At 50.1% G+C, this 25,681-nt stretch carries 45 protein-coding genes and 1 pseudogene; 40 read left to right on the top strand and 6 right to left on the bottom strand.

What is annotated here, in order from left to right; translation table 11 throughout:
- From HA51_RS26120 to HA51_RS25955, 34 genes and pseudogenes are all read left to right on the top strand, one after another.
- A partial coding sequence (locus tag HA51_RS26120; RefSeq protein WP_084938292.1) for an EF-Tu C-terminal domain-related protein occupies positions 1–140 on the top strand: 140 nt, incomplete at its 5' end.
- 177 nt (positions 141–317) lie between these two features.
- Positions 318–512 carry a bacterioferritin-associated ferredoxin gene (gene bfd, locus HA51_RS26115; RefSeq protein WP_034830760.1) on the top strand — a complete coding sequence of 65 codons (195 nt, stop codon included), beginning with the start codon at positions 318–320 and terminating at the stop codon, positions 510–512.
- A gap of 104 nt (positions 513–616) precedes the next feature.
- The gene (gene bfr, locus HA51_RS26110) at positions 617–1,099 is read left to right on the top strand and encodes a bacterioferritin (protein WP_084938336.1); all 483 of its coding nucleotides are present in this window, start codon (positions 617–619) and stop codon (positions 1,097–1,099) included.
- A 321-nt stretch (positions 1,100–1,420) separates the two neighbouring features.
- On the top strand, positions 1,421–1,732 hold the full coding sequence (gene rpsJ / locus HA51_RS26105) for a 30S ribosomal protein S10 (protein ID WP_006120582.1): 312 nt from the start codon (positions 1,421–1,423) through the stop codon (positions 1,730–1,732).
- A 32-nt stretch (positions 1,733–1,764) separates the two neighbouring features.
- Positions 1,765–2,391 (top strand): 50S ribosomal protein L3, encoded by a 627-nt coding sequence (gene rplC, locus HA51_RS26100; RefSeq protein ID WP_084938335.1) that lies wholly within the window; start codon positions 1,765–1,767, stop codon positions 2,389–2,391.
- Positions 2,392–2,401: 10 nt separating this feature from the next.
- Positions 2,402–3,007: a 50S ribosomal protein L4 gene (rplD, locus tag HA51_RS26095; RefSeq protein ID WP_084938334.1), complete on the top strand. Its 606-nt coding sequence runs from the start codon at positions 2,402–2,404 to the stop codon at positions 3,005–3,007.
- Complete coding sequence (rplW, locus tag HA51_RS26090) at positions 3,004–3,306, top strand: 50S ribosomal protein L23 (RefSeq protein ID WP_084938333.1); 303 nt, start codon at positions 3,004–3,006, stop codon at positions 3,304–3,306. Before rplD ends, rplW begins: the two co-directional genes overlap by 4 nt.
- A gap of 17 nt (positions 3,307–3,323) precedes the next feature.
- Positions 3,324–4,145 carry a 50S ribosomal protein L2 gene (gene rplB / locus HA51_RS26085; protein WP_084938332.1) on the top strand — a complete coding sequence of 274 codons (822 nt, stop codon included), beginning with the start codon at positions 3,324–3,326 and terminating at the stop codon, positions 4,143–4,145.
- A 16-nt stretch (positions 4,146–4,161) separates the two neighbouring features.
- The gene (gene rpsS / locus HA51_RS26080; protein ID WP_001138115.1) at positions 4,162–4,440 is read left to right on the top strand and encodes a 30S ribosomal protein S19; all 279 of its coding nucleotides are present in this window, start codon (positions 4,162–4,164) and stop codon (positions 4,438–4,440) included.
- Between the two features lie 13 nt (positions 4,441–4,453).
- Complete coding sequence (gene rplV / locus HA51_RS26075) at positions 4,454–4,786, top strand: 50S ribosomal protein L22 (protein WP_084938331.1); 333 nt, start codon at positions 4,454–4,456, stop codon at positions 4,784–4,786.
- A 17-nt stretch (positions 4,787–4,803) separates the two neighbouring features.
- Positions 4,804–5,502: a 30S ribosomal protein S3 gene (rpsC, locus tag HA51_RS26070; RefSeq protein ID WP_034830744.1), complete on the top strand. Its 699-nt coding sequence runs from the start codon at positions 4,804–4,806 to the stop codon at positions 5,500–5,502.
- Positions 5,503–5,514: 12 nt separating this feature from the next.
- Positions 5,515–5,925 carry a 50S ribosomal protein L16 gene (gene rplP / locus HA51_RS26065; RefSeq protein ID WP_002438716.1) on the top strand — a complete coding sequence of 137 codons (411 nt, stop codon included), beginning with the start codon at positions 5,515–5,517 and terminating at the stop codon, positions 5,923–5,925.
- Complete coding sequence (gene rpmC / locus HA51_RS26060; RefSeq protein ID WP_084938330.1) at positions 5,925–6,113, top strand: 50S ribosomal protein L29; 189 nt, start codon at positions 5,925–5,927, stop codon at positions 6,111–6,113. The genes rplP and rpmC overlap by 1 nt, the downstream gene beginning before the upstream one ends.
- Entirely contained in the window at positions 6,113–6,367 is a 255-nt protein-coding gene (gene rpsQ / locus HA51_RS26055; RefSeq protein ID WP_084938329.1) for a 30S ribosomal protein S17, read from the top strand. Before rpmC ends, rpsQ begins: the two co-directional genes overlap by 1 nt.
- Before the next feature lie 169 nt (positions 6,368–6,536).
- Positions 6,537–6,908 carry a 50S ribosomal protein L14 gene (gene rplN / locus HA51_RS26050; RefSeq protein WP_084938328.1) on the top strand — a complete coding sequence of 124 codons (372 nt, stop codon included), beginning with the start codon at positions 6,537–6,539 and terminating at the stop codon, positions 6,906–6,908.
- A gap of 10 nt (positions 6,909–6,918) precedes the next feature.
- Positions 6,919–7,233, top strand: coding sequence for a 50S ribosomal protein L24 (gene rplX / locus HA51_RS26045; RefSeq protein ID WP_034830741.1), 315 nt, complete (start codon positions 6,919–6,921; stop codon positions 7,231–7,233).
- A 14-nt stretch (positions 7,234–7,247) separates the two neighbouring features.
- Positions 7,248–7,787, top strand: coding sequence for a 50S ribosomal protein L5 (gene rplE, locus HA51_RS26040; RefSeq protein ID WP_013510763.1), 540 nt, complete (start codon positions 7,248–7,250; stop codon positions 7,785–7,787).
- Positions 7,788–7,801: 14 nt separating this feature from the next.
- Positions 7,802–8,107 (top strand): 30S ribosomal protein S14, encoded by a 306-nt coding sequence (gene rpsN / locus HA51_RS26035; RefSeq protein WP_039380805.1) that lies wholly within the window; start codon positions 7,802–7,804, stop codon positions 8,105–8,107.
- 32 nt (positions 8,108–8,139) lie between these two features.
- A complete protein-coding gene (gene rpsH, locus HA51_RS26030) occupies positions 8,140–8,532 on the top strand; it encodes a 30S ribosomal protein S8 (RefSeq protein WP_039330888.1) in 393 nt (130 codons plus the stop codon).
- Positions 8,533–8,544: 12 nt separating this feature from the next.
- Entirely contained in the window at positions 8,545–9,078 is a 534-nt protein-coding gene (gene rplF / locus HA51_RS26025; RefSeq protein WP_034830740.1) for a 50S ribosomal protein L6, read from the top strand.
- Positions 9,079–9,087: 9 nt separating this feature from the next.
- Positions 9,088–9,441 (top strand): 50S ribosomal protein L18, encoded by a 354-nt coding sequence (rplR, locus tag HA51_RS26020; RefSeq protein WP_008104733.1) that lies wholly within the window; start codon positions 9,088–9,090, stop codon positions 9,439–9,441.
- A 14-nt stretch (positions 9,442–9,455) separates the two neighbouring features.
- Positions 9,456–9,956, top strand: coding sequence for a 30S ribosomal protein S5 (gene rpsE, locus HA51_RS26015; protein WP_007891679.1), 501 nt, complete (start codon positions 9,456–9,458; stop codon positions 9,954–9,956).
- 5 nt (positions 9,957–9,961) lie between these two features.
- Positions 9,962–10,141, top strand: a complete 180-nt coding sequence (gene rpmD, locus HA51_RS26010; RefSeq protein WP_039380794.1) for a 50S ribosomal protein L30 — start codon at positions 9,962–9,964, stop codon at positions 10,139–10,141.
- 3 nt (positions 10,142–10,144) lie between these two features.
- Positions 10,145–10,579, top strand: coding sequence for a 50S ribosomal protein L15 (gene rplO, locus HA51_RS26005; RefSeq protein ID WP_084938327.1), 435 nt, complete (start codon positions 10,145–10,147; stop codon positions 10,577–10,579).
- A 7-nt stretch (positions 10,580–10,586) separates the two neighbouring features.
- Positions 10,587–11,918 carry a preprotein translocase subunit SecY gene (secY, locus tag HA51_RS26000; protein WP_007891686.1) on the top strand — a complete coding sequence of 444 codons (1,332 nt, stop codon included), beginning with the start codon at positions 10,587–10,589 and terminating at the stop codon, positions 11,916–11,918.
- Positions 11,919–11,950: 32 nt separating this feature from the next.
- On the top strand, positions 11,951–12,067 hold the full coding sequence (gene rpmJ, locus HA51_RS25995; protein WP_004160566.1) for a 50S ribosomal protein L36: 117 nt from the start codon (positions 11,951–11,953) through the stop codon (positions 12,065–12,067).
- A gap of 146 nt (positions 12,068–12,213) precedes the next feature.
- A complete protein-coding gene (gene rpsM / locus HA51_RS25990; protein ID WP_039330880.1) occupies positions 12,214–12,570 on the top strand; it encodes a 30S ribosomal protein S13 in 357 nt (118 codons plus the stop codon).
- 16 nt (positions 12,571–12,586) lie between these two features.
- Positions 12,587–12,964 (top strand): annotated as a pseudogene (gene rpsK, locus HA51_RS25985) (30S ribosomal protein S11); the annotation flags it as partial.
- 44 nt (positions 12,965–13,008) lie between these two features.
- Positions 13,009–13,629, top strand: a complete 621-nt coding sequence (gene rpsD, locus HA51_RS25980; RefSeq protein ID WP_007891687.1) for a 30S ribosomal protein S4 — start codon at positions 13,009–13,011, stop codon at positions 13,627–13,629.
- Between the two features lie 25 nt (positions 13,630–13,654).
- Positions 13,655–14,644 carry a DNA-directed RNA polymerase subunit alpha gene (locus HA51_RS25975; protein WP_007891688.1) on the top strand — a complete coding sequence of 330 codons (990 nt, stop codon included), beginning with the start codon at positions 13,655–13,657 and terminating at the stop codon, positions 14,642–14,644.
- A gap of 40 nt (positions 14,645–14,684) precedes the next feature.
- Positions 14,685–15,071 carry a 50S ribosomal protein L17 gene (rplQ, locus tag HA51_RS25970; protein WP_003850180.1) on the top strand — a complete coding sequence of 129 codons (387 nt, stop codon included), beginning with the start codon at positions 14,685–14,687 and terminating at the stop codon, positions 15,069–15,071.
- Positions 15,072–15,181: 110 nt separating this feature from the next.
- Entirely contained in the window at positions 15,182–15,553 is a 372-nt protein-coding gene (locus tag HA51_RS25965; RefSeq protein ID WP_084938326.1) for a DnaJ family domain-containing protein, read from the top strand.
- A 1-nt stretch (position 15,554) separates the two neighbouring features.
- The gene (gene zntR, locus HA51_RS25960) at positions 15,555–15,992 is read left to right on the top strand and encodes a Zn(2+)-responsive transcriptional regulator (RefSeq protein ID WP_084938325.1); all 438 of its coding nucleotides are present in this window, start codon (positions 15,555–15,557) and stop codon (positions 15,990–15,992) included.
- 50 nt (positions 15,993–16,042) lie between these two features.
- Positions 16,043–16,261 carry an alternative ribosome-rescue factor A gene (locus HA51_RS25955; protein WP_084938324.1) on the top strand — a complete coding sequence of 73 codons (219 nt, stop codon included), beginning with the start codon at positions 16,043–16,045 and terminating at the stop codon, positions 16,259–16,261.
- A gap of 18 nt (positions 16,262–16,279) precedes the next feature.
- On the opposite strand, the gene mscL is transcribed toward HA51_RS25955, so the two are convergent.
- The 5 genes from mscL to def form a co-directional block, all read right to left on the bottom strand.
- Positions 16,280–16,690 (bottom strand): large-conductance mechanosensitive channel protein MscL, encoded by a 411-nt coding sequence (mscL, locus tag HA51_RS25950; RefSeq protein ID WP_084938323.1) that lies wholly within the window; start codon positions 16,688–16,690, stop codon positions 16,280–16,282.
- Positions 16,691–16,801: 111 nt separating this feature from the next.
- The gene (gene trkA / locus HA51_RS25945; RefSeq protein WP_084938322.1) at positions 16,802–18,178 is read right to left on the bottom strand and encodes a Trk system potassium transporter TrkA; all 1,377 of its coding nucleotides are present in this window, start codon (positions 18,176–18,178) and stop codon (positions 16,802–16,804) included.
- Positions 18,179–18,209: 31 nt separating this feature from the next.
- On the bottom strand, positions 18,210–19,496 hold the full coding sequence (rsmB, locus tag HA51_RS25940; RefSeq protein WP_084938321.1) for a 16S rRNA (cytosine(967)-C(5))-methyltransferase RsmB: 1,287 nt from the start codon (positions 19,494–19,496) through the stop codon (positions 18,210–18,212).
- Positions 19,497–19,539: 43 nt separating this feature from the next.
- Positions 19,540–20,484 carry a methionyl-tRNA formyltransferase gene (gene fmt / locus HA51_RS25935; protein WP_084938320.1) on the bottom strand — a complete coding sequence of 315 codons (945 nt, stop codon included), beginning with the start codon at positions 20,482–20,484 and terminating at the stop codon, positions 19,540–19,542.
- 21 nt (positions 20,485–20,505) lie between these two features.
- Positions 20,506–21,018, bottom strand: coding sequence for a peptide deformylase (gene def, locus HA51_RS25930; protein WP_084938319.1), 513 nt, complete (start codon positions 21,016–21,018; stop codon positions 20,506–20,508).
- 112 nt (positions 21,019–21,130) lie between these two features.
- Here def and dprA point away from each other — a divergent pair, with 112 nt between their 5' ends.
- Genes dprA through HA51_RS25900 form a run of 6 tightly spaced genes read left to right on the top strand, consistent with a single transcriptional unit; the run spans position 21,131 to position 24,920 of the window.
- Positions 21,131–22,255 carry a DNA-protecting protein DprA gene (gene dprA / locus HA51_RS25925; protein ID WP_084938318.1) on the top strand — a complete coding sequence of 375 codons (1,125 nt, stop codon included), beginning with the start codon at positions 21,131–21,133 and terminating at the stop codon, positions 22,253–22,255.
- On the top strand, positions 22,227–22,700 hold the full coding sequence (gene smg / locus HA51_RS25920) for a DUF494 family protein Smg (RefSeq protein WP_034830723.1): 474 nt from the start codon (positions 22,227–22,229) through the stop codon (positions 22,698–22,700). Before dprA ends, smg begins: the two co-directional genes overlap by 29 nt.
- Before the next feature lie 24 nt (positions 22,701–22,724).
- Positions 22,725–23,270 carry a DNA topoisomerase family protein gene (locus HA51_RS25915; protein WP_084938317.1) on the top strand — a complete coding sequence of 182 codons (546 nt, stop codon included), beginning with the start codon at positions 22,725–22,727 and terminating at the stop codon, positions 23,268–23,270.
- 5 nt (positions 23,271–23,275) lie between these two features.
- On the top strand, positions 23,276–23,851 hold the full coding sequence (tsaC, locus tag HA51_RS25910; RefSeq protein WP_084938316.1) for an L-threonylcarbamoyladenylate synthase type 1 TsaC: 576 nt from the start codon (positions 23,276–23,278) through the stop codon (positions 23,849–23,851).
- A 5-nt stretch (positions 23,852–23,856) separates the two neighbouring features.
- A complete protein-coding gene (gene aroE / locus HA51_RS25905; protein ID WP_084938315.1) occupies positions 23,857–24,675 on the top strand; it encodes a shikimate dehydrogenase in 819 nt (272 codons plus the stop codon).
- Positions 24,672–24,920, top strand: a complete 249-nt coding sequence (locus HA51_RS25900; protein ID WP_084938314.1) for a DUF1488 family protein — start codon at positions 24,672–24,674, stop codon at positions 24,918–24,920. The genes aroE and HA51_RS25900 overlap by 4 nt, the downstream gene beginning before the upstream one ends.
- On the opposite strand, the gene HA51_RS25895 is transcribed toward HA51_RS25900, so the two are convergent.
- Positions 24,896–25,450, bottom strand: coding sequence for a gamma carbonic anhydrase family protein (locus tag HA51_RS25895; protein ID WP_084938313.1), 555 nt, complete (start codon positions 25,448–25,450; stop codon positions 24,896–24,898). The two genes, HA51_RS25900 and HA51_RS25895, sit on opposite strands and share 25 nt — an antisense overlap.
- Positions 25,451–25,681 lie beyond the last annotated feature (231 nt).

The following is a 25,681-nucleotide window of genomic DNA, read 5'->3' as shown; positions in this document are numbered from 1 at the left end:
AGATGGTAATGCCAGGCGACAACGTAAAAATGACCGTTACATTGATCAAGCCAATCGCTATGGATCAGGGTCTGCGTTTCGCAATCCGTGAAGGCGGCCGTACTGTTGGTGCGGGCGTTGTTGCTGAAATTATCGCTTAATTGCGATAATGTGGTGTCTGCTTAGGTAGCCACCACAGCACGAAAGAAGAGCACTTCGGTGCTCTTTTTTTTGTCTTAGATTTGCCACCTCAAACCAATCCCACACAAAAGCTACGTTTGAAATAAAAACCATTCTCATTTACACTTTGATCGGAATTTGTACTGGAGTCGCAGTAAATGTACGTCTGTCTGTGTAATGCCGTGAGTGACAAAACCCTCCGTGAAGTAGTGCGTCGCTATCAGCCCAAATCTATTCAACATCTTCGTCAACTGGTTCCTATTGGAAAACAGTGTGGTAAGTGTATTCGTTTTGCACGCGAGATTATGGATGATGAGCTGCAGAAGGTCCCGTTGTACAAAGAAATCGCTTAGGCCGACTCGACATCTTCCGGCAATAACCACAAAAACTGTCATGTTTTTTTGACTTCTTTTTATCCGCATCTACGATCTATTTACCTGGAAGCGGAGGAAGCAAAATGAAGGGCGACAGTAAAATCATAACTCATCTCAATAAACTGCTGGGAAATGAACTGGTTGCAATTAATCAGTACTTTCTTCATGCGCGCATGTTCAAAAACTGGGGGCTTATTCGCCTCAACGATGTTGAATATCATGAATCCATCGATGAAATGAAGCATGCGGACAAATACATTGAACGCATTCTATTTCTCGAGGGCATTCCTAACCTGCAGGATTTAGGGCGACTGCGTATCGGTGAAGATGTGCCAGAAATGTTGCAGTCTGACCTGACGCTGGAGCTGGAAGGGGCGAAGGATTTACGCGAAGCGATTGCGTATGCCGATAAAGTACATGACTACGTCAGCCGTGACATGATGATTGAGATTCTGAGTGAAGAAGAACATCACATTGACTGGCTGGAAACCGAACTCGATCTGGTACAAAAACTCGGTCTGCAAAACTATCTGCAGGCACAATTAAAAGAAGAGAGCGCTGGTTAATCCCGCGCCGAATGAGCAATGTCACTAAGCCTGCCTGGTAAAATTGCGACCATGGCAGGCTTTTTAGTCTTCAGAGCACAATTGATGTGGTTAAAAACGCATCATGGGTTGCTTCCTAAACTGATTTACGTATAATGCGCGGGCCTACCGATATTGGTATGGCGCGATTCGAGCAGAATCGTAGGTGATAGCCTGTTATGTATCGCCTGACAATACTCCCGATTGTGGAGTTATATGCTGAACGATTACACTCCTCCATCAATCGTAATGGATGCGGGTAGTAATTCTTTTTGTCTATAAAATGTTTGGAGCCTTGGTCTCATGTCGAACCAAAGAATCCGTATCCGTCTTAAAGCGTTTGATCATCGCCTGATCGATCAATCAACCGCGGAAATCGTTGAGACTGCCAAGCGCACTGGTGCGCAGGTACGTGGTCCGATCCCGCTGCCAACTCGCAAAGAGCGTTTCACCGTTCTGATCTCTCCGCACGTTAACAAAGACGCGCGTGATCAGTACGAGATCCGTACTCATAAGCGTCTGGTAGACATCGTTGAGCCAACTGAAAAAACCGTTGATGCACTGATGCGTCTGGACCTGGCTGCCGGTGTTGACGTGCAGATCAGCCTGGGTTAATCAGGTCATCGAGCGATTGAGAGGTTGATACAATGATTGGTTTAGTCGGTAAAAAAGTGGGCATGACTCGTATCTTCACTGAAGATGGCGTTTCAATCCCAGTAACCGTTATCGAAGTTGAAGCAAACCGCGTTACTCAGGTCAAAGGCCTGGAAAACGACGGTTACCAAGCTATCCAGGTGACCACCGGTGCTAAAAAAGCAAACCGTGTGAGCAAGCCGGAAGCAGGTCATTTTGCTAAAGCTGGCGTTGAAGCTGGCCGTGGTCTGTGGGAATTCCGCACCGAAGGTGAAGAGTACTCAGTAGGTCAGAGCATCAGTGTTGAGATTTTCGCTGAAGTTAAAAAAGTAGACGTTACCGGTACCTCTAAAGGTAAAGGTTTCGCAGGTACCGTTAAGCGCTGGAACTTCCGTACCCAGGACGCTACACACGGTAACTCCTTGTCTCACCGCGTTCCGGGTTCTATCGGTCAGAACCAGACTCCGGGCAAAGTGTTCAAAGGCAAGAAAATGGCTGGTCAGATGGGTAACGAGCGCGTAACCGTTCAGAGCCTGGAAGTGGTACGTGTTGACGCTGAGCGCAACCTGCTGCTGGTCAAAGGCGCTGTCCCGGGTGCAACCGGCTGCGACCTGATCGTTAAACCAGCTGTGAAGGCGTAAGGGGATAGCAATGGAATTAGTACTGAAAGACGCGCAGAGCGCGCTGACTGTTTCCGAAACTACCTTCGGTCGTGACTTCAACGAAGCGCTGGTTCACCAGGTTGTTGTTGCTTATGCCGCAGGTGCTCGTCAGGGTACTCGTGCGCAGAAGACTCGTGCTGAAGTAACTGGTTCAGGCAAAAAGCCTTGGCGCCAGAAAGGTACCGGCCGTGCGCGTGCAGGTTCTGTAAAGAGCCCAATCTGGCGTTCAGGTGGTGTGACCTTTGCTGCACGTCCACAAGACCACAGTCAAAAAGTTAATAAAAAGATGTACCGCGGCGCGCTGAAAAGCATCCTGTCCGAACTGGTACGTCAAGACCGTCTGATCGTTGTCGAGACGTTCTCTGTAGAAGCACCGAAAACCAAGCTGCTGGCACAGAAACTGAAAGACATGGCGCTGGAAGACGTGCTGATCATTACCGGCGAACTGGATGAGAATCTGTTCCTGGCTGCGCGTAACCTGTACAAGGTTGACGTGCGTGATGCAGCGGGTATCGACCCAGTTAGCCTGATCGCCTTCGACAAAGTCGTTATGACTGCGGAAGCAGTTAAGCAAGTTGAGGAGATGCTGGCATGATCCGTGAAGAACGTCTGCTGAAAGTAGTGCGTGCACCGCACGTATCTGAAAAAGCATCTACTGCGATGGAAAAAACCAATACCATCGTTCTCAAAGTTGCTAAAGACGCGACCAAAGCAGAGATCGTTGCTGCTGTTGAGAAACTGTTCGAAGTTGAAGTTAAAGACGTAAACACCCTGGTTGTTAAGGGTAAAGTTAAGCGTCAAGGACAGCGTATCGGTCGTCGTAGCGACTGGAAAAAAGCTTACGTCACCCTGAAGGAAGGCCAGAATCTGGACTTCGTCGGCGGCGCTGAGTAAGTCGGAGGAGAAAGACAATGGCAGTTGTTAAATGTAAACCGACATCTCCGGGTCGTCGTCACGTAGTTAAAGTGGTGAACCCAGAGCTGCACAAGGGCAAACCTTTTGCTCCGCTGTTAGAAAAGAACAGCAAATCCGGTGGTCGTAACAACAATGGTCGTATCACTACCCGTCATATCGGTGGTGGTCACAAGCAGGCTTACCGTATTGTTGACTTCAAACGCAACAAAGATGGTATCCCAGCAATTGTTGAGCGTCTTGAGTACGATCCGAACCGTTCTGCGAACATCGCACTGGTTCTGTACAAAGATGGCGAGCGCCGTTACATCCTGGCCCCTAAAGGCCTGAAAGCCGGCGACCAGGTTCAATCTGGCGTTGATGCTGCGATTAAAGCAGGTAACACCCTGCCAATGCGTAACATCCCGGTGGGTTCTACCGTTCACAACGTAGAAATGAAACCAGGCAAAGGCGGTCAGATTGCTCGCTCAGCTGGTACTTACGTGCAGATCGTTGCGCGTGATGGTTCCTACGTAACCCTGCGTCTGCGTTCAGGTGAAATGCGTAAAGTCGAAATTGACTGCCGCGCGACCTTGGGCGAAGTCGGTAACGCTGAGCACATGCTGCGCGTTCTGGGTAAAGCTGGTGCAACCCGTTGGCGTGGTGTTCGTCCTACCGTTCGCGGTACTGCGATGAACCCAGTCGATCACCCGCACGGTGGTGGTGAAGGTCGTAACTTTGGTAAGCACCCGGTAACTCCGTGGGGCGTTCAGACCAAAGGTAAGAAGACCCGTAGCAACAAGCGTACTGATAAATTTATCGTACGTCGCCGTAGCAAATAATTTTAGAGGATAAGCCATGCCACGTTCTCTCAAGAAAGGTCCTTTTATTGACCTGCACTTGCTGAAGAAGGTAGAGAAAGCGGTGGAAAGCGGTGACAAGAAGCCCCTGCGCACTTGGTCCCGTCGTTCAACGATCTTCCCTAACATGATCGGTTTGACCATCGCTGTCCATAATGGTCGTCAGCACGTTCCTGTCTTTGTTTCCGACGAAATGGTCGGCCACAAACTGGGTGAATTTGCACCGACACGTACTTATCGCGGCCATGCTGCAGATAAGAAAGCCAAGAAGAAATAAGTAGGAGGAAGAGATGGAAACTATTGCTCAACATCGCCATGCTCGTTCTTCTGCTCAGAAGGTCCGCCTTGTTGCTGACCTGATTCGCGGTAAGAAAGTGTCGCAGGCTCTGGATATTCTGACCTACACCAACAAGAAAGCTGCTGTGTTGGTTAAGAAAGTCCTGGAATCTGCCATTGCGAACGCCGAACACAACGATGGCGCTGATATCGACGATCTGAAAGTCTCGAAAATCTTCGTAGACGAAGGCCCAAGCATGAAGCGCATTATGCCGCGTGCGAAAGGTCGTGCAGATCGCATCCTGAAGCGCACCAGCCACATTACTGTGGTTGTGTCCGATCGCTGAGACTCTGGAGACTAGCAATGGGTCAGAAAGTACATCCTAATGGTATTCGCCTGGGTATTGTAAAACCATGGAACTCTACCTGGTTTGCGAACACCAAAGAATTCGCTGACAACCTGGACAGCGATTTTAAAGTACGTCAGTTCCTGACTAAGGAACTGGCTAAAGCGTCTGTATCTCGTATCGTTATCGAGCGTCCGGCTAAGAGCATCCGTGTGACTATTCACACCGCTCGCCCGGGTATCGTTATCGGTAAGAAAGGTGAAGACGTAGAAAAACTGCGCACGGTCGTCGCGAAAATCGCTGGCGTTCCTGCACAGATCAATATCGCCGAAGTCCGTAAACCGGAACTGGACGCTAAATTGGTTGCTGATAGCATCACTTCACAGCTGGAGCGTCGTGTGATGTTCCGTCGTGCTATGAAGCGTGCTGTACAGAACGCAATGCGTCTGGGCGCGAAGGGTATTAAAGTTGAAGTCAGCGGCCGTTTGGGCGGTGCCGAGATCGCACGTACCGAATGGTACCGTGAAGGTCGCGTACCGTTGCACACACTGCGTGCAGACATTGACTACAACACCTCTGAAGCGCACACCACTTATGGTGTAATCGGCGTTAAGGTATGGATCTTCAAAGGCGAGATCCTGGGTGGTATGGCTGCTGTTGAACAACCGGAACCGGCTGCTCAACCTAAAAAGCAGCAGCGTAAAGGCCGTAAGTAAGGAGAGTCGCTGATGTTACAACCAAAGCGTACGAAATTCCGTAAAGTGCACAAAGGCCGCAACCGTGGTCTGGCGCAGGGTACGGATGTCAGCTTCGGTACTTTCGGTCTGAAAGCTGTTGGCCGTGGTCGTCTGACTGCACGTCAGATCGAAGCAGCACGTCGTGCTATGACCCGTGCAGTTAAGCGTCAAGGTAAGATCTGGATCCGTGTATTCCCGGACAAACCGATCACCGAGAAGCCGCTTGAAGTGCGTATGGGTAAAGGTAAGGGTAACGTAGAGTATTGGGTTGCCCTAATCCAACCGGGTAAAGTCCTGTATGAAATGGACGGCGTTCCGGAAGAGCTTGCCCGTGAAGCATTCAAGCTGGCAGCAGCAAAACTGCCTATCAAAACCACCTTTGTTACTAAGACGGTGATGTAATGAAAGCAAATGAGCTGCGTGAAAAAAGCGTTGAAGAGCTGAACACTGAGCTTCTTAACCTTCTGCGTGAGCAGTTTAACCTGCGCATGCAAGCAGCATCCGGCCAGCTCCAGCAGACCCATCTGCTGAAGCAAGTGCGCCGTAATGTTGCACGTGTTAAGACTTTACTGACTGAGAAGGCGGCGTAATGACCGATAAAATCCGTACTCTGCAGGGTCGTGTTGTTAGTGACAAAATGCAGAAATCTGCAGTTGTTGCTATCGAACGTGTTGTGAAGCATCCGATCTACGGTAAATTCATCAAACGTACGACTAAGCTGCACATCCATGACGAGAACAATGAATGCGGTATTGGTGACGTGGTAGAAATCCGCGAAACCCGTCCGCTGTCTAAGACTAAGTCTTGGGCACTTGTTCGCGTTGTAGAGAAAGCGGTTCTGTAATAGAATCTGCTTCCTCTAAAAAATAAAATGAACGGCTCGTCTGAGCCGTTCATTTTTTCTACCCATCTGCGAGATCCGGTGTTATAATGCCGCGCCCTCAATTATGGGGCTTTTTAACGACCTGAGGTTTGGGTCCCGAAGTAGTAGTTGACATTAGCGGAGCACTAAAATGATCCAAGAACAGACTATGCTGACCGTCGCCGACAACTCCGGTGCACGTCGCGTAATGTGTATCAAGGTTCTGGGTGGCTCGCACCGTCGCTACGCAGGCGTCGGCGACATCATTAAAGTTACCATCAAGGAAGCAATTCCACGTGGTAAAGTTAAGAAAGGTGATGTCCTGAAGGCGGTAGTGGTGCGCACCAGGAAGGGTGTTCGTCGCCCGGACGGTTCTGTCATTCGCTTCGATGGTAATGCATGCGTTATTTTAAACAATAACAGCGAGCAACCTATCGGTACGCGTATTTTTGGGCCGGTAACTCGTGAACTTCGTACTGAAAAGTTCATGAAAATTATCTCTCTGGCACCAGAAGTACTCTAAGGAGCGAGCAATGGCAGCGAAAATCCGTCGTAACGACGAAGTTATCGTGATTACCGGTAAAGACAAAGGTAAACGCGGTAAAGTAAAGAATGTCCTGACTTCTGGTAAGGTCATCGTTGAAGGTATCAACCTGGTTAAGAAACATCAGAAGCCTGTCCCGGCTCTGAACCAACCAGGCGGCATCGTTGAAAAAGAAGCTGCTATTCAGGTTTCTAACGTTGCAATCTTCAATGCGGCAACCGGCAAGGCTGACCGTGTAGGCTTTAGATTCGAAGAAGGCAAAAAAGTCCGTTTCTTCAAGTCTAATAGCGAAACTATCAAGTAATTTGGAGTAGTACGATGGCGAAACTGCATGATTACTACAAAGACGAAGTAGTCCAGAAACTCATGACTGAGTTCGGCTACAATTCTGTCATGCAAGTCCCTCGGGTCGAGAAGATCACCCTGAACATGGGTGTTGGTGAAGCGATCGCTGACAAGAAACTGCTGGATAACGCAGCAGCTGACTTGGCAGCAATCTCCGGTCAAAAACCGTTGATCACCAAAGCACGCAAATCAGTTGCAGGCTTCAAAATCCGTCAGGGCTATCCGATCGGCTGTAAAGTAACTCTGCGCGGCGAGCGCATGTGGGAGTTCTTTGAGCGCCTGATCACTATTGCTGTTCCACGTATTCGTGACTTCCGCGGCTTGTCTGCTAAGTCTTTCGATGGTCGTGGTAACTACAGCATGGGCGTTCGTGAGCAGATCATCTTCCCAGAAATCGACTATGACAAAGTCGATCGCGTTCGTGGTTTGGATATTACCATTACCACTACTGCGAAATCTGATGATGAAGGCCGTGCACTGCTGGCTGCCTTTGACTTCCCGTTCCGCAAGTAAGGTAGGGTTACTTAATGGCTAAGCAATCGATGAAAGCACGCGAAGTTAAGCGTGTGAAATTAGCAGACAAGTTCTTCGCTAAGCGTGTTGAACTGAAAGCGATCATTTCTGATGTGAACGCATCCGACGAAGATCGTTGGAATGCCGTTCTCAAGCTGCAGAGTCTGCCGCGTGATTCCAGCCCTTCCCGTCAGCGTAACCGCTGCCGTCAGACAGGTCGTCCGCACGGTTTCCTGCGGAAGTTTGGGTTGAGCCGTATCAAGGTCCGTGAAGCCGCCATGCGCGGTGAAATCCCGGGTCTGAAAAAGGCTAGCTGGTAATTGTCACCATTTGAATCACGGGAGTAACACAGATGAGCATGCAAGATCCGATCGCGGATATGCTGACCCGTATCCGTAACGGTCAAGCCGCGAACAAAGTTGCGGTCTCTATGCCTTCCTCCAAGCTGAAAGTGGCAATTGCCAACGTGCTGAAGGAAGAAGGCTACATTGAAGATTTTAAAATCGAAGGCGACACCAAGCCTGAACTGGAACTGACTCTTAAGTATTTCCAGGGCAAGTCTGTGGTAGAGAGCATTCAGCGTGTTAGCCGTCCAGGTCTGCGCATCTATAAGAAAAAAGATGAGCTGCCAAAAGTAATGGCTGGTCTGGGCATCGCTGTAATTTCTACCTCTAAAGGTGTCATGACTGATCGTGCAGCGCGCCAAGCTGGTCTTGGTGGCGAAATTATCTGCTACGTAGCGTAATCGGAGGATAAAATGTCTCGTGTTGCAAAAGCACCTGTCGTTGTTCCTGCGGGCGTAGAGGTAAAACTCAACGGTCAGGAAGTTTCGATCAAAGGCAAAAACGGCGAGCTGACTCGTACTATCAACAGTGCTGTAGAAGTTAAGCATGCAGACAACGCCCTGACTTTCGCTCCACGCGAAGGTTTCTCGGACGCTTGGGCACAGGCAGGTACTGCTCGTGCGCTGCTGAACGGCATGGTTATCGGTGTTACCGAAGGCTTCACCAAGAAGCTGCAACTGGTTGGTGTTGGTTATCGTGCAGCTGTTAAAGGCAACTCTGTGAGTCTGGCCCTGGGCTTCTCTCACCCTGTTGACCATGCACTGCCGGCCGGCATCACTGCTGAATGTCCAACTCAGACTGAAATCGTGCTGAAAGGCGCTGATAAACAGCTGATTGGTCAGGTTGCAGCGGATCTGCGCGCCTACCGTCGTCCTGAGCCTTATAAAGGCAAGGGTGTTCGTTACGCCGACGAAGTCGTGCGTACCAAAGAGGCTAAGAAGAAGTAAGGTAACACTATGGATAAGAAATCTGCTCGTATCCGTCGTGCGACCCGTGCACGTCGCAAGCTCAAAGAGCTGGGTGCTACTCGCCTGGTGGTACATCGTACCCCGCGTCATATTTACGCACAGGTGATCGCCCCGAACGGTTCCGAAGTTCTGGTTGCTGCTTCTACTGTAGAAAAAGCTATTGCCGAACAACTGAAGTACACCGGTAACAAAGACGCTGCTGCAGCCGTAGGTAAAGCTCTGGCTGAGCGCGCTGTCGAGAAAGGCATTACTAATGTTTCTTTCGACCGTTCCGGGTTCCAATATCATGGTCGTGTCCAGGCACTGGCAGATGCTGCCCGTGAAGCTGGCCTTCAGTTCTAAGGTAGAGGTCTAAGATGTCAAACATCGAGAAACAAGCTGGCGAACTGCAGGAAAAACTGATCGCGGTAAACCGTGTATCTAAAACTGTAAAAGGTGGTCGTATTTTCTCCTTCACCGCACTGACTGTAGTGGGTGATGGTAACGGCCGCGTTGGTTTTGGTTACGGTAAAGCGCGTGAAGTTCCAGCAGCGATCCAGAAAGCGATGGAGAAAGCCCGTCGCAACATGATTAACGTCGCGCTGACTCACGGCACCCTGCAGCACCCTGTTAAAGGTGCTCACACGGGTTCTCGTGTGTTCATGCAGCCAGCTTCTGAAGGTACCGGTATCATCGCCGGCGGTGCAATGCGCGCTGTTTTAGAAGTTGCTGGAGTACATAACGTTTTGGCTAAAGCGTATGGTTCTACTAACCCGATTAACGTGGTTCGTGCAACTATCGATGGCCTGGGCAATATGAATTCTCCGGAAATGGTCGCTGCCAAGCGTGGTAAATCCGTTGAAGAAATTCTGGGGTAATCACGATGGCTAAGACTATTAAAATTACACAAACCCGCAGTTCAATCGGCCGCCTGCCTAAGCACAAAGCCACTTTGATTGGCTTGGGTCTGCGCCGTATTGGTCATACCGTTGAGCGTGAAGACACGCCAGCAGTACGCGGTATGGTTAACGCGATTTCCTACATGCTGAAAGTGGAGGAGTAAGAGATGCGCTTAAACACTCTGTCTCCGGCCGAAGGGTCTAAACACGCTTCTAAGCGTCTGGGTCGTGGTATCGGTTCTGGTCTCGGTAAAACCGGTGGTCGTGGTCACAAAGGTCAGAACTCTCGTTCTGGCGGTGGCGTGCGTCGCGGTTTCGAGGGTGGTCAGATGCCTCTGTATCGTCGTCTGCCGAAATTCGGTTTCACCTCTCGCAAAGCAATGGTCACTACAGAAGTTCGTCTGTCTGACCTGGCGAAAGTGGAAGGCGGTATTGTTGACCTGAATACTCTGAAAGCAGCCAACATCATCGGTGTTCAGATCGAGTTCGCGAAAGTGATTCTGTCTGGTGAAGTTTCTGCACCGGTAACGATTCGTGGTCTGCGTGTCACTAAAGGTGCGCGTGCTGCAATCGAAGCTGCTGGCGGTAAAATCGAGGAATAAGTAGCAGATGGCAAAGCAACCGGGATTAGATTTTCAAAGTGCCAAAGGTGGCTTTGGTGAACTGAAGCGCAGACTTTTGTTTGTTATCGGTGCACTCATTGTCTTCCGTATTGGCTCTTTTATTCCAATCCCTGGTATCGATGCCACCGTACTTGCCAAATTGCTTGAGCAACAGCGTGGCACCATCATTGAAATGTTTAACATGTTCTCTGGTGGTGCTCTCAGTCGTGCCTCAATCTTCGCGCTGGGTATTATGCCGTATATTTCGGCCTCTATTATTATCCAGTTGCTGACGGTGGTTCATCCAGCGTTGGCCGAGATTAAGAAAGAGGGTGAAGCTGGTCGTCGTAAGATTAGCCAGTACACTCGCTATGGCACCCTGGTTCTGGCTGTATTCCAGTCGATCGGTATTGCTACCGGTCTGCCGAATATGCCTGGAATGCAAGGTCTGGTAATGAATCCAGGCTTCGCATTCTACTTTACCGCTGTTGTAAGTCTGGTCACCGGGACAATGTTCTTGATGTGGCTGGGCGAACAGATTACTGAACGAGGTATCGGTAACGGTATCTCGATCATTATCTTCGCGGGTATTGTTGCGGGTCTACCGCCGGCCATTGGCCATACCATCGAGCAAGCGCGGCAAGGTGACCTGCACTTCCTCCTGTTGCTGTTGGTTGCAGTTCTTGTATTTGCAGTGACGTTCTTTGTTATTTTCGTTGAGCGTGGCCAGCGCCGCATTGTGGTCAACTACGCTAAACGTCAGCAAGGTCGTCGTGTATATGCTGCACAGAGCACACATTTACCGTTGAAAGTGAATATGGCGGGTGTAATTCCGGCTATTTTTGCTTCCAGCATTATTCTGTTCCCAGCAACCATCGCGTCATGGTTCGGGGGCGGTACCGGTTGGAACTGGCTGACAACAATTTCGCTGTATTTGCAACCAGGACAGCCGCTTTATGTGCTACTCTATGCGACTGCAATCATCTTCTTCTGTTTCTTCTACACGGCGTTGGTTTTCAACCCACGTGAAACAGCTGATAACTTGAAGAAGTCTGGAGCATTCGTACCGGGAATTCGTCCGGGAGAGCAAACGGCGAAGTATATCGATAAAGTAATGACACGTCTGACCTTAATCGGCGCACTGTACATTACCTTTATCTGCCTGATCCCGGAGTTCATGCGTGATGCCATGAAGGTTCCCTTCTACTTTGGCGGCACATCGCTGCTTATCGTAGTGGTTGTCATCATGGACTTTATGGCTCAAGTGCAAACTCTGATGATGTCGAGTCAGTATGAGTCTGCATTGAAGAAAGCTAACCTGAAGGGCTACGGCCGTTAATTCAGGTGCTTGAGAAGTTACGGAGAGTAAAAATGAAAGTTCGTGCTTCCGTCAAGAAATTATGTCGTAACTGCAAAATCATTCGCCGCGACGGTGTCGTACGTGTGATCTGCAGCGCCGAGCCAAAGCATAAACAGCGCCAAGGCTGATATTGTCACATATTTTTCTTGCAAAGTCGGGTTGAGCTGGCTAGATTAGCCAGCCAATCTTTTGTATGTCGATGCGTTGCCATTTGAGTATCCTGAAAACGGGCTTTTCGGCATGGGACGCATTTATTAAATAATAGGAGTGCATAGTGGCCCGTATAGCAGGCATTAACATTCCTGATCAGAAACATACCGTAATCGCATTAACTTCGATTTTCGGAATTGGTAAGACTCGTTCTAAAGCCATCTGCGCTTCAACGGGTATTGCCGAAGATGTTAAGATCAGAGAGCTGTCTGAAGAACAAATTGAACAACTGCGTGAAGCGGTTGGTAAATTCGTTGTTGAAGGTGATCTGCGCCGTGAAATCACCCTGAGCATCAAGCGTCTTATGGACCTTGGTTGCTATCGTGGTTTACGCCATCGTCGTGGTCTGCCAGTTCGCGGTCAGCGTACTAAGACCAATGCACGTACCCGTAAGGGTCCGCGTAAACCGATCAAGAAATAATCGGGGTGAGTAAATAATGGCAAAGGCACCAGTTCGTGCACGCAAGCGTGTAAGAAAGCAAGTCTCAGATGGCGTGGCTCATGTCCATGCATCTTTTAACAACACCATCGTTACTATTACTGATCGTCAGGGTAACGCACTGGGTTGGGCAACCGCCGGTGGTTCCGGTTTCCGCGGTTCACGTAAATCTACTCCGTTTGCTGCTCAGGTAGCTGCAGAGCGCTGTGCAGAAGCAGTGAAAGATTACGGTATTAAGAATCTGGAAGTTATGGTTAAGGGTCCAGGTCCAGGCCGCGAATCAACAATTCGTGCTCTGAACGCTGCTGGTTTCCGCATCACTAATATTACTGATGTGACTCCAATCCCTCACAACGGTTGTCGTCCGCCGAAAAAAACGTCGCGTTTAACGCCCGTTTTTAGGTTAGTTGGAGAAAGAAAATGGCAAGATATTTGGGTCCTAAGCTCAAGCTGAGCCGTCGTGAGGGCACCGACTTATTCCTTAAGTCTGGCGTTCGCGCGATCGATACCAAGTGCAAAATTGAACAACCACCTGGCCAGCACGGTGCGCGTAAACCGCGTCTGTCTGACTACGGCGGCCAGTTACGTGAAAAGCAAAAAGTTCGTCGTATGTACGGCGTGCTGGAGCGTCAGTTCCGTAACTACTATAAAGAAGCAGCACGTCTGAAAGGCAACACCGGTGAAAACCTGTTAGCTTTGCTGGAAGGTCGTCTGGATAACGTTGTTTACCGTATGGGCTTTGGCGCCACTCGTGCAGAAGCACGTCAGCTGGTTAGCCATAAATCTATCCTGGTAAACGGTCGCGTTGTTAACATCGCTTCTTATCAGGTATCTCCGAATGATGTCGTTAGCATCCGTGAGAAAGCCAAACAGCAATCTCGCGTGAAGGCCGCTCTGGAGCTGGCTGAGCAGCGTGAAAAGCCAACCTGGCTGGAAGTTGATGCGACCAAGATGGAAGGTGTGTTCAAGCGTATTCCTGAACGTACTGATCTGTCTGCGGACATTAACGAACACCTGATCGTCGAGCTTTACTCTAAGTAAAGCTTAGTACCAAAGAGAGGACACAATGCAGGGTTCTGTGACAGAGTTTCTAAAACCGCGCCTGGTAGATATCGAGCAAGTGAGTTCGACGCACGCCAAGGTGACCCTTGAGCCGTTAGAGCGTGGCTTTGGCCATACTCTTGGCAACGCACTGCGCCGTATTCTGCTTTCTTCCATGCCGGGTTGCGCGGTGACCGAGGTTGAGATCGATGGCGTGCTCCACGAGTACTCCACCAAAGAGGGCGTACAGGAAGATATCCTGGAAATCCTGCTCAATCTGAAAGGGCTGGCGGTAAGAGTTCAGGGTAAAGATGAAGTCATCCTTACTTTGAATAAATCTGGCATTGGCCCTGTGACTGCAGCCGATATCACCCACGACGGTGATGTCGAAATCGTCAAGCCGCAGCATGTGATCTGCCATCTGACCGATGAGAATGCATCTATTAGTATGCGTATCAAAGTTCAGCGTGGTCGTGGTTATGTGCCGGCTTCTGCCCGAATTCATTCGGAAGAAGATGAGCGCCCAATCGGCCGTCTGTTGGTTGACGCTTGCTACAGCCCTGTAGACCGTATTGCCTACAATGTTGAAGCAGCGCGTGTAGAACAGCGTACCGACCTGGACAAGCTGGTCATCGAAATGGAAACCAACGGCACAATCGATCCTGAAGAGGCGATTCGTCGTGCGGCAACCATCCTGGCAGAACAACTGGAAGCTTTCGTTGACTTACGTGATGTACGTCAGCCGGAAGTGAAAGAAGAGAAACCAGAATTCGATCCGATCCTGCTGCGCCCTGTTGACGATCTGGAATTGACTGTCCGCTCTGCTAACTGCCTTAAGGCAGAAGCTATCCACTACATCGGTGATCTGGTACAGCGTACCGAGGTTGAGCTGCTTAAAACGCCTAACCTTGGTAAAAAATCTCTTACTGAGATTAAAGATGTGCTCGCTTCACGTGGTTTGTCTCTGGGCATGCGCCTGGAAAACTGGCCACCTGCAAGCATTGCTGATGAATAATCAGATCACAGGTTAAGGTTTCACTGAGAAGGATAAGGTCATGCGCCATCGTAAGAGTGGTCGTCAACTGAACCGCAACAGCAGCCATCGTCAGGCTATGTTCCGCAACATGGCCGGTTCTCTGGTTCGTCATGAGATCATCAAAACGACTCTGCCGAAAGCCAAAGAACTGCGTCGCGTAGTTGAGCCGCTGATTACTCTTGCCAAGACCGACAGCGTAGCTAATCGTCGTCTGGCATTCGCCCGCACTCGTGATAACGAGATCGTGGCAAAACTGTTTAACGAGCTAGGCCCGCGTTTCGCGAGCCGTGCCGGTGGTTACACTCGTATTCTGAAGTGTGGCTTCCGTGCTGGTGACAACGCTCCGATGGCTTACATCGAGCTGGTTGATCGTCCAGAAGCTCAAGCAGAAGCTGCTGCAGAGTAATTTGCAGTAACGTAGAAAACCCGCTTCGGCGGGTTTTTTATTGCCTGTCATTCCCCCTTTCCCCCATCTTTCGCTATGCTGAACGCTGTTGTAAGTAGCAGGAGTTCATTATGTGGTTAATCGATCAGTTGGTAGAGCAACAGATTCGCGCTGCGCAGGAAAGAGGTGAACTCAGTAATTTGCCTGGTGAAGGCGCACCTCTGAATCTTGACGACGATAGTGGCGTACCCGCTGAATTGCGTACGGCATATCGATTGCTGAAAAACTCAGGTTTTCTTCCTCCCGAACTCGAAATACGTCGTGAAGCGCTGCAACTCAACGATCTATTAGGTCAATTAGATCCGACCGATCAACAAGCTCACGACCTGAGCAAAAAGCTGGCTTTATTGAAGATGAAGTTACAGCAGGCTGGGATAAACACAGATTTTTTACGCAGTGAGTACCTTGGCTCTATTGAGCAACGTCTGCTGCAGGAGAAGTGATATGTATAAAATTGGCCAGCTTGCCAAGCTCGCGGGCGTCACACCTGACACCATACGTTTTTATGAAAAGCAGCAGATGATGGATCACGAGATACGCACGGAAGGCGGTTTCCGACTCTACAGTGATGACGATCTTCAACGCCTGCGTTTCATCCGCTACGGCCGGCAGCTTGGTTTTAGTCTGGAATCGATCCGCGATTTATTATCGATCCGTATCGATCCTGAACATCATACTTGCCAGGAATCCAAAGCCATTGTGGCTAAGCGCCTGAGTGAAGTTACTGGCATGATCGTTGAACTACAAACCATTCAGCGATCGTTGCAGCGACTGGCCGAGACCTGCTGCGGCGATCTGCACAGCAGCGCCTGCTGCTCCATTCTTGAAGCACTAGAAAAGGGTGAAGAGCCACATGCGGAAATTTGTTGTAGCAAGGATTGAATTCCCCACTGGAAGGCCTATAGTTTCGCCATCATTAACCGGAGGATATTATGAGTCGCTATCAGCATCGTAAAGGCAAGATTAACGATAACGCCCTTGAGGCACTATTGCATGACCCGCTGTTTCGTCAGCGAGTAGAGCAAAACACCAAAGGCAAAGGCAGCTACCGACGTAAAGACAAACATGCGAAGGGTGGAAACTGGGAGGCCAGTGATAAGCAGAAAAGTTTATCACTGGCCTTCTGCTTTGCGGACAAAAAAGCTGCCTGATTAGGCAGCTTTTCTTTATCAGACTTTATTATTTTGTTGCTTCAATAAATCGCGGATTTCAGTCAGTAATAGTTCTTCATTCGTAGGTTTAGCGACCGGTTTCTCAACTTCTTTCTTTTGATACATCTTATTCATCAGCTTGATAGCCATAAAGATGGCAAAAGCTACAATGACAAAGTCAAAAATAGTTTGAATGAAGTTACCGTATTCCATCACTACAGCAGGTATGTCACCTTCAGCGGGTTTTAGGACCCACTTAAATTGTTTGAAATCGACACCACCAATTAATAATCCCAGTGGTGGCATGATGATATTCGCGACCAGTGATGAAACAATCTTACCGAAAGCGGCACCGATAATCACACCGACTGCCAGGTCAACCACGTTCCCACGCATTGCAAAATCACGAAACTCTTTGAATAAACTCATTGTTATCTCCTTGCCTTGGCCAATGGCTAAAGTCTAACAAACCTTTGTGCATTTGCCATGATAACAGCGGATTAAGCATAATTATCACCGCGAGCAAATGCCCGCAGTGGTTTAGAGGAAGAAGGGGCTAGGCTGGAATAGGCGTTCAACATCAGGTACAAATTTCTTATCTGTCAGGAACATAATGACGTGGTCGCCCTGTTCAATACGCACATTGTCATTGGCGATAATGACTTCATCACCACGTACCACTGCACCAATAATGGTGCCGGGCGGCAGTTTGATATCTTCGATCAAGCGCCCTACCACGCGCGACGTGGTCTCTTCACCGTGTGCGATAGCCTCAATCGCTTCTGCGATGCCACGGCGCAAAGAAGATACACCGACAATATCGGCTTTACGCACATGGCTCAGCAGGGCTGAAATTGTGGCTTGTTGCGGCGAAATGGCAATGTCGATCACGCTGCCTTGCACCAGATCGACATAAGCACGGCGCTGGATCAACACCATTACTTTTTTAGCGCCCATCTTCTTGGCGAGCATCGCCGACATGATATTGGCTTCATCATCGTTGGTGACGGCAATGAAAAGATCCACTTGATCCACATGCTCTTCAGCCAGCAACTCCTGATCCGAAGCATCACCGTAAAACACAATGGTGTCATGCAGACGCTCAGCCAGTTCGGCTGCACGTTGTTGATTACGTTCAATCAACTTCACGCTGTACTGTTTTTCCAGCCGCTGGGCCAGACCAAAGCCGATATTGCCGCCGCCGACCAGCATAATACGCTTGTAGGGTTTCTCAAGACGTTGCATTTCGCTCATCACCGCGCGAATGTGCTGGCTTGCGGCAATAAAGAAGACTTCATCGCCTGCCTCCACAATCGTTGAACCTTGAGGGCGAATAGGGCGGTCCTGACGGAAGATAGCCGCGACGCGCGTGTCAATGTGCGGCATATGATCACGTAGAATCGACAATGGATTGCCCACCAGAGGTCCGCCGTAATAGGCTTTAACCACTGCAAGGCTCACTTTTCCTTCGGCAAAGTTAACCACTTGCAATGCCCCCGGATACTGAATCAGGCGATAGATGTTGTCGATCACCAACTGTTCCGGTGAAATCAAATGATCGATCGGCACTGCCTCTGGGACAAACAGCTTTTCGGCATCACGTAAGTATTCCGCCGCGCGAATACGAGCAATCCTGTTCGGCGTATTGAAAAGTGAATAGGCGATCTGACAGGCAATCATGTTGGTTTCGTCGGAATTGGTGACAGCAACCAACATATCGGCATCTTCAGCGCCGGCTTCACGCAAGACGCGTGGATGTGAACCATGGCCGTGCACTACGCGCAGGTCAAATTTGTCCTGCAGCGCACGTAAACGAGTAGCATCCGTATCAACAACCGTGATGTCGTTATTTTCGCCCACCAAGTTTTCAGCAAGCGTGCCGCCAACCTGCCCGGCGCCGAGGATAATAATTTTCATCGTTGAATCGCTCTTGTCAGAATGCGCCGCACTATTTTTTCATTAATTTAGCGTAAAAGAATCCGTCACCGCCATCAGCGCTGGGGAAGACTTGCCACCCGTTAATTTGGCCTTCCGGCAACTTTTCCGCGACAGCATCAGAGTGCTCAGCCAGGAAAGCCGCGATCTGCTGATGGTTTTCTTCTGGCAAGATTGAACAGGTCGCGTAAATCATGGTGCCGCCGGATTTCAGGCGTGGCCAAATTGCATTTAGAATTTCGCGCTGCAGTGCGGCCAGTTCTGGGATATCACGGTCACGACGCAACCATTTGATATCAGGATGACGGCGAATTACACCCGTTGCTGAACAAGGTGCATCCAGCAAAATACGGTCGAATTGTGTTTCGCCGCACCAATCTGCAGGTTTCCGGCCATCGCCCTGACGGACTTCTGCTTGCATGCCCAGGCGTTGCAGATTTTCATGCACGCGGGTCAAACGTTGTTTATCGATATCGACTGCTAGCACGTTTGCCTGGGGGGCGATTTCCAGAATATGCGTGGTCTTTCCACCGGGTGCAGCGCAGAGATCGAGAATGGTTTCATTGTTTTGTGGTTCAAGCAGCAGGGCGCAGCGCTGAGCAGACAAATCTTGTACTGTCACCCATCCTTGATCGAAGCCTGGCAATTGGTTGACAGGGGCAGGGGATTCGAGACGCAACGCATCCTGCGCATCTGCGGCAAAGGCCGTTTTATCTTCAGCCTGTAGCAAACTCAGCCACGCATCACGGTTATGATGTTGGCGATTGACGCGCAACCACATCGGCGGGCGCTGATTATTGGCGTCAACGATCTGCTGCCATTGTTCTGGCCAGGCTGCTTGCAAGCGTTTGAGTAACCAACCTGGATGCCAGTAGCGCTGTGGACCTTGATCCACTGCAGCAACCAGCGCTTCTTGCTGACGCTGGAACTGACGTAGCACACCGTTGATCAATCCCTTCAGCGCCGTACGCTTCAGGACTTCTGCACCTGCTACTGTTTCGGCCAATGCGGCATGAGCCGGCACGCGCGTATACAGCAACTGATACAACCCAACCATAATCAGATAGTGCAGCACGCGCTGCTTACCCGTTAACGTGCGCTCCATCAGTTTGCCAATCAGAGCTTCCAGCTGCGGCAGAGTGCGCATTACGCCAAAGCAGAGTTCCTGCAACAGCGCGCCATCTTTATCAGCCAATGTTTTTTGCGCGCCAGGCAGAATGGCACTGAGTGATTCACCTTTATCTACCACGCGTTCAATCAATTGCGCGGCGAGACTGCGCAGGTTAGTTGCTTTTTTCATATTCATTCATCAAACAAAAAGCCCGGTTAAACCGGGCTAGAGATCAGGCCAGAAGGGTGCCAGTGGCAAACCATTCACGACGCGAATTAAGCAGGTCTTGCGCGGACATGGCTTTCTTGCCCGCAGGCTGCAGCGAAAGTAGATTGAGTACGCCGTCAGCGGTGGCAATCTGAATGCCATTCTTATCGGCATGGAGAATTTCGCCCGGCTGCTTGTTCTGATGAGGTAAAACGCTGGCCTGCCACACTTTGACGGGTTGATCCTCAATCAGGAAAAAGCTCACCGGCCAAGGATTAAAGGCGCGAATACAGCGCTCAAGCTGTGCAGCAGAAAGTGACCAATCAAGACGAGCTTCTTCTTTACTCAACTTCTCAGCATAAGAAACCAGTGCTTCATCCTGCATTTCCGGCTGTGATTTGCCATTTGCGAGTAGATCGAGCGTGTCGAGCATACCTTGAGGACCAAGCTCGGCTAGCTTGTCATACAGTGATGCGCTGGTGTCTTCAGGCGTGATAGGGCAGGAGAGCTTATGCAGCATGTCACCCGTATCCAGGCCCACATCCATCTGCATGATAGTCACGCCGGTTTCGCTGTCACCAGCCCAGAGTGAACGCTGAATGGGCGCTGCACCGCGCCAGCGTGGCAAGAGTGAACCATGGACATTGATGCAACCAAGTCGCGGCATATCGAGAACCGCCTTTGGTAGAATCAGACCATAAGCTACCACCACCATGATATCGGCTTGCAAGCCAGCGACCAGTTGCTGATTCTCTTCTGGCTTCAGTGATTTTGGCTGATACACAGGAATGTCATGTGCCTGCGCCAACACTTTTACCGGGCTTGAAGTGAGTTTATTGCCGCGTCCTGCAGGACGGTCGGGCTGGGTAAATACGCCAACCACCTGATGCTCAGAAGCAAGTAGCGCGTCAAGATGACGCGCTGCAAAGTCAGGAGTACCGGCAAAGATAATTTTTAGCGATGCAGACACAGTTTAACCTTCTATAAGTACTCAGTCTTCGCGGGCATTCATGCGGGCGAGCTTTTCCAGTTTCTGTTTAATGCGCTGACGCTTCAGCGGTGACAGATAATCGATAAACAGCTTGCCATCGAGGTGATCGATTTCATGCTGGATACAAATTGCCAGCAGACCATCCGTCTCCAGCTCGAAACTTTTACCGTCACGATCCTGTGCACGAACTTTGACCCATTCCGCACGCGGCACAAAGGCACGCTGTTCAGGGATCGAGAGGCAACCCTCTTCAATGCCGGTTTCACCGCTTTTTTCCAGCAGTTCCGGGTTAATCAACACCAGACGTTCGTCTCGATTTTCAGAAACATCGATAACAATGATGCGTTGATGAATGTCGACCTGAGTGGCCGCTAAGCCAATGCCTTCTTCGGCGTACATGGTTTCAAACATGTTATCGACAATACGCTGAACGTCTGCGTTTACGGTAGCCACCGGCGCAGCGATTTTGCGAAGGCGATCATCAGGGAAATGTAATACCTGCAAAACTGACATAAATATCCAGATCTGTATGCGTTAAAGAAAAGATTACTACCTCATATTGTAGACTTTTTGTGGCCTGATTGACAGCATTGCACCGCATGAGAGCGGGCTTAAGGAAGGACGCATGGAGCGAGTGGAAGGGATACTCAGGCTGGCAAATGTTAAAGGCCTGCGCAGGCATCGTGTGGTGAATCTCGCGCGGGGTTTGCAAAGCGCTGCCGCTGTGGATGACGAATTACTGCACTACCATGGTTTGAATGAATTGCAGCGCCAACAGTTTAATGATTATTGCCCACGCCAGCTGGCGCGCACTCAGCAGTGGCTGGATCAGCCTCATCATTATTTGGTCTCCTGTATTGATGCTGATTATCCGGCGTCGCTTGCAGAAATCACTCAACGTCCCTCATTGCTCTATGTGGCGGGTTACCTATCCGTTTTGCAGACACCGCAATTGGCGGTGGTGGGCAGTCGGCACTGTTCACACTATGGCAAAGAGTGGGGTACATGGTTTACGCAGCAGCTTACGCTCAGTGGGCTAACCATTACCAGCGGGCTCGCACGCGGTATTGATGGCATTGCGCACCGTGCCGCTTTGGAAGTGAACGGGAAAACCATCGCAGTGCTGGGTAGCGGCCTGGAACATATTTACCCCAAAAGCCATCAGTCCCTGGCGCAGTCGATTATGGCTAACGAGGGTGCTTTAGTATCGGAGTTTCCTCTTGATATGGCTCCGCATGCGGTTAATTTCCCGCGTCGAAATCGCATCATCAGTGGATTAAGTCAGGGAGTACTGGTCGTTGAGGCTTCACTTAAAAGCGGTTCGCTCGTTACGGCTCGCTACGCGCTGGAACAAAATCGCAATGTTTATGCGTTACCCGGAGCATTAGGTAATGATGGCAGTGAAGGCACGCATTGGTTGATTCAGCAGGGGGCGCTGTTAGTTGCTCATCCCAATAACATCCTTGAAGATTTGCATTCCACCTTGCAATGGCTGCCTGCAACCAGTTCAGAAACAATATATTCACAAGACAGTGACGATGTTCCATTGCCATTTGCTAGCGTGTTGGCTAACGTAGGTAATGAGGTTACACCTGTTGACGTCGTCGCTGAACGTGCCGGCCAACCTGTGCCAGTTATCGCAGCTCAGTTGCTCGAGCTGGAGTTAGCAGGATGGATCGCAGCTGTACCCGGCGGCTATGTCCGATTAAGGAGGGCATGCCATGTTCGACGTACTTATGTACTTGTTTGAGACCTATATCCACAACGAAGCTGAAATGCGTGTTGATCAGGATAAATTGACCGATGATTTGGCCGATGCGGGTTTTCATCGTGAAGATATCTACAATGCGTTGAATTGGCTTGAACGTTTAGCGGACTATCAGGATGGTCTGGTGGCGCCAGTACAATTGGCTGCCGACCCGCTCTCAATGCGAATTTATACGGACGAGGAATGCCAGCGTCTTGATGCCGATTGTCGCGGTTTTATTTTGTTCCTGGAGCAGGTTCAGGTGCTGAATATGGAAACGCGCGAAATGGTCATCGAGCGAGTCACGGCTCTTGATACTCAGGAATTCGATCTTGAAGATCTTAAATGGGTGGTGCTGATGGTGCTGTTTAACATCCCAGGATGTGAAAATGCTTATCAGCAGATGGAAGAACTGTTATTCGACGTCAATGAAGGTATGCTGCATTAATTTGCGATTAATGCATCCGGAAATATGAGTAAATCAGCACTATTCTCTGTGCGTAAACACGATCCCTGCCCCGCTTGCGGGGCAGATTTGGTGATACGCGGTGGTAAACATGGCCCATTTCTTGGTTGTGTGAATTATCCAACCTGTGAGTATGTCCGTCCCCTGAAAAACCAGGCCGATGGTCATATCGTCAAAGTGCTGGAAGGGCACGCTTGCCCTCAGTGTGGCGCAGATAAAGCGTTGCGTCAGGGGCGGTTTGGGATGTTTGTTGGTTGTAGTCACTATCCTGAATGTGATTACACAGAAACCATCGATAAGCCTGACGAGACCGCGATTGCCTGTCCCCAATGTCAGAATGGAAAGCTGGTTCAGCGCCGTTCGCGCTATGGCAAGACCTTTCATTCCTGCGACCGTTACCCCGATTGCCAATTTGCGATCAACGCAACGCCGGTTGAAGGTATCTGCCCCCATTGCCAGTTCCCCCTATTAATAGAGAAGAAAACCGCACAAGGCATGAAGCGCTTATGCGCCAGCAAACGCTGTGGCAAGCTCATCGTCCAGGACGAATAACCACCATGAAGCAGAATCAATATTTACCAGGAAGCCTCGATTTTTGCATCGAGCAACTTCAGCAGCAGGCGGTTATCGCCTATCCAACAGAAGCCGTCTTTGGTCTGGGATGCGATCCGGACAGTGAAAGTGCGGTGATGGCATTGCTGGCGCTGAAACAACGTCCGGTTGAGAAAGGCCTGATCCTGATTGCCGCAGATTACGCACAGTTGGAACCTTATATTGCCGATCGTGAACTTACGGTAGTGCAGCGTGAGCGTATGTTTGCCAGCTGGCCAGGGCCGGTAACCTATGTGGTTCCGGCTACACCGCATACGCCGCGCTGGTTAACAGGGCGCTTCGATTCGCTGGCGATTCGCGTTAGCGACCATCCTCAAGTGCAAGCACTGTGTCGCGGCTTTGGTAAACCTTTGGTATCGACGAGCGCAAATCTGTCGGGTGAACCGCCATGTCGCAATGCTGAAGAAGTTGTACAGCAATTCGGAGCTCAATTCCCAGTTTTGCATGCTGCAACAGGTGGGCGGATCAATCCTTCTGAGATTCGCGACGTTATCAGCGGCGAACTTATTCGGCAGGGATAATAGATATGGAAAACTTCGCAGTTTTTGGTCATCCGATTGCACACAGTAAATCCCCGTTTATCCATGCCCTTTTTGCAGAGCAGACGGGCATTGATCACACGTATGGCCGCATTTGTGCTCCTTTAGAAGGTTTCCCCCAGTCACTAAGTGACTTTTTTGCTACTGGAGGAAAAGGCGCGAATGTGACGTTGCCGTTTAAGCAACAGGCGTGGGAGTTTGCGGATGAGCTTAGTGAGCGTGCAGCACTATCCGGTGCGGTAAATACCTTAAAGAAAAGAGCCGATGGTTCCGTGGTGGGTGATAACACCGATGGCATTGGTCTGTTGAGCGATCTGGAACGACTTGAGATGATCCGTCCTGGCGATCGGATTTTATTAGTGGGGGCGGGTGGTGCAGCGCGCGGTGTGATTTTACCGCTGCTTTCTTTAGGGTGTTCCATTGTAGTCGTCAATCGTACCGTGGAACGCGCACAACAGCTTGCTGAGATATTCCAGCATAGCGGAGGTATCCATGCTGCCGGTTTTACTGATTTACCCGGCCAGGCATTTGATTTGATCATCAATGCCACCTCTAGTGGGGTCGATGGCAAAGTACCACCGCTGCCTGAAACGTTGATCACTCCACAGACCCGTTGCTATGACATGTTTTATCAGCAGGGGTTAACACCTTTTCTATTATGGTGTCAGCAGTACGGTGCTAACCAGCTTGCGGATGGTTTAGGTATGCTGGTGGGGCAAGCGGCGCATGCATTTCATCTGTGGCATGGGGTCATGCCTGAGATAACGCCGGTTATTGCTAAGTTAAAGCAGGCAATGAAAGAGTGAATCAGGCGATCCATTTTCCCGATCGTGAAAATTGGGACGAGGAACGAGGAGCGATCGTCTTTCCGGTGTTGTTACATGGAATGGGGTTAACCTGCGCCATCAAGCTTGGCGCATTAGAGGATCGATTCGGAGCGGGTGCAGCGATGGCGCTGTTTAACGCGCATCGCTGGGATCTGGAAGAAGAAGTGGAAGAGCTTATCCGACAAGATAAGATCGACGATCAAGGTTGGCTCTGGCTCTCCTGAGCGAGGTATTCATCTTTCCAGCCAACATAATTGTTAGATGAATAGAGTAGCCCTGCGATTTCCGCTTCACTCAGTGGGCGGATCTGTTTAACTGGGCTGCCTAAATAGAGGTAGCCGCTTTCCAGTCTTTTACCCGGCGGAACCAAACTGCCAGCTCCGATCATGACATCCTCTTCAACGAACACGCCATCTAGCAATATTGATCCCATTCCAACCAGCACGCGATCGCTAATATGACAGCCGTGCAGCATCGCTTTATGACCTACAGTAACATCTTCACCGATAATTAAAGGATGCCCTTCCGGGTTGCTGGTGGATTTATGCGTGACATGCAAAACGCTGCCGTCCTGAATATTGCTTCTTTTACCTATCATGACTTTGTTCACATCACCGCGGATAGCAACCAGTGGCCAGATGCTGACATCGTCGGCGAGCTGCACTTCACCCACCACCACGCTACTGCGGTCGATCATTACGCGATCGCCAATTTGTGGAAAATGGTTCTTATAAGGACGTAGGGCTACAGACATGATCGTTCTCCTTTTGCACTTTTCCCACTAGCCTGCGGCTTATAAGGCTGGCAAACAAGATGATTTTTGAGCGGATCGCTCGCGATCTCAGCGAAAAGATTGAAAACTCGCCAGTCGATTAAAAAGATCGAAAAAAGGGGTTGTGCAAAAAATCCGGATCCCTATAATGCGCATCCACTGAGACGGCAAAGCGGCAACGCAGGCGGCTCAGCAGGGAGTGAAGAGATTCAT

The sequence above is a fragment of the Pantoea rwandensis genome, from assembly GCF_002095475.1.
In the GTDB taxonomy this organism is placed as follows: domain Bacteria; phylum Pseudomonadota; class Gammaproteobacteria; order Enterobacterales; family Enterobacteriaceae; genus Pantoea; species Pantoea rwandensis.
This window is presented reverse-complemented; position numbering and strand designations above follow the sequence as displayed.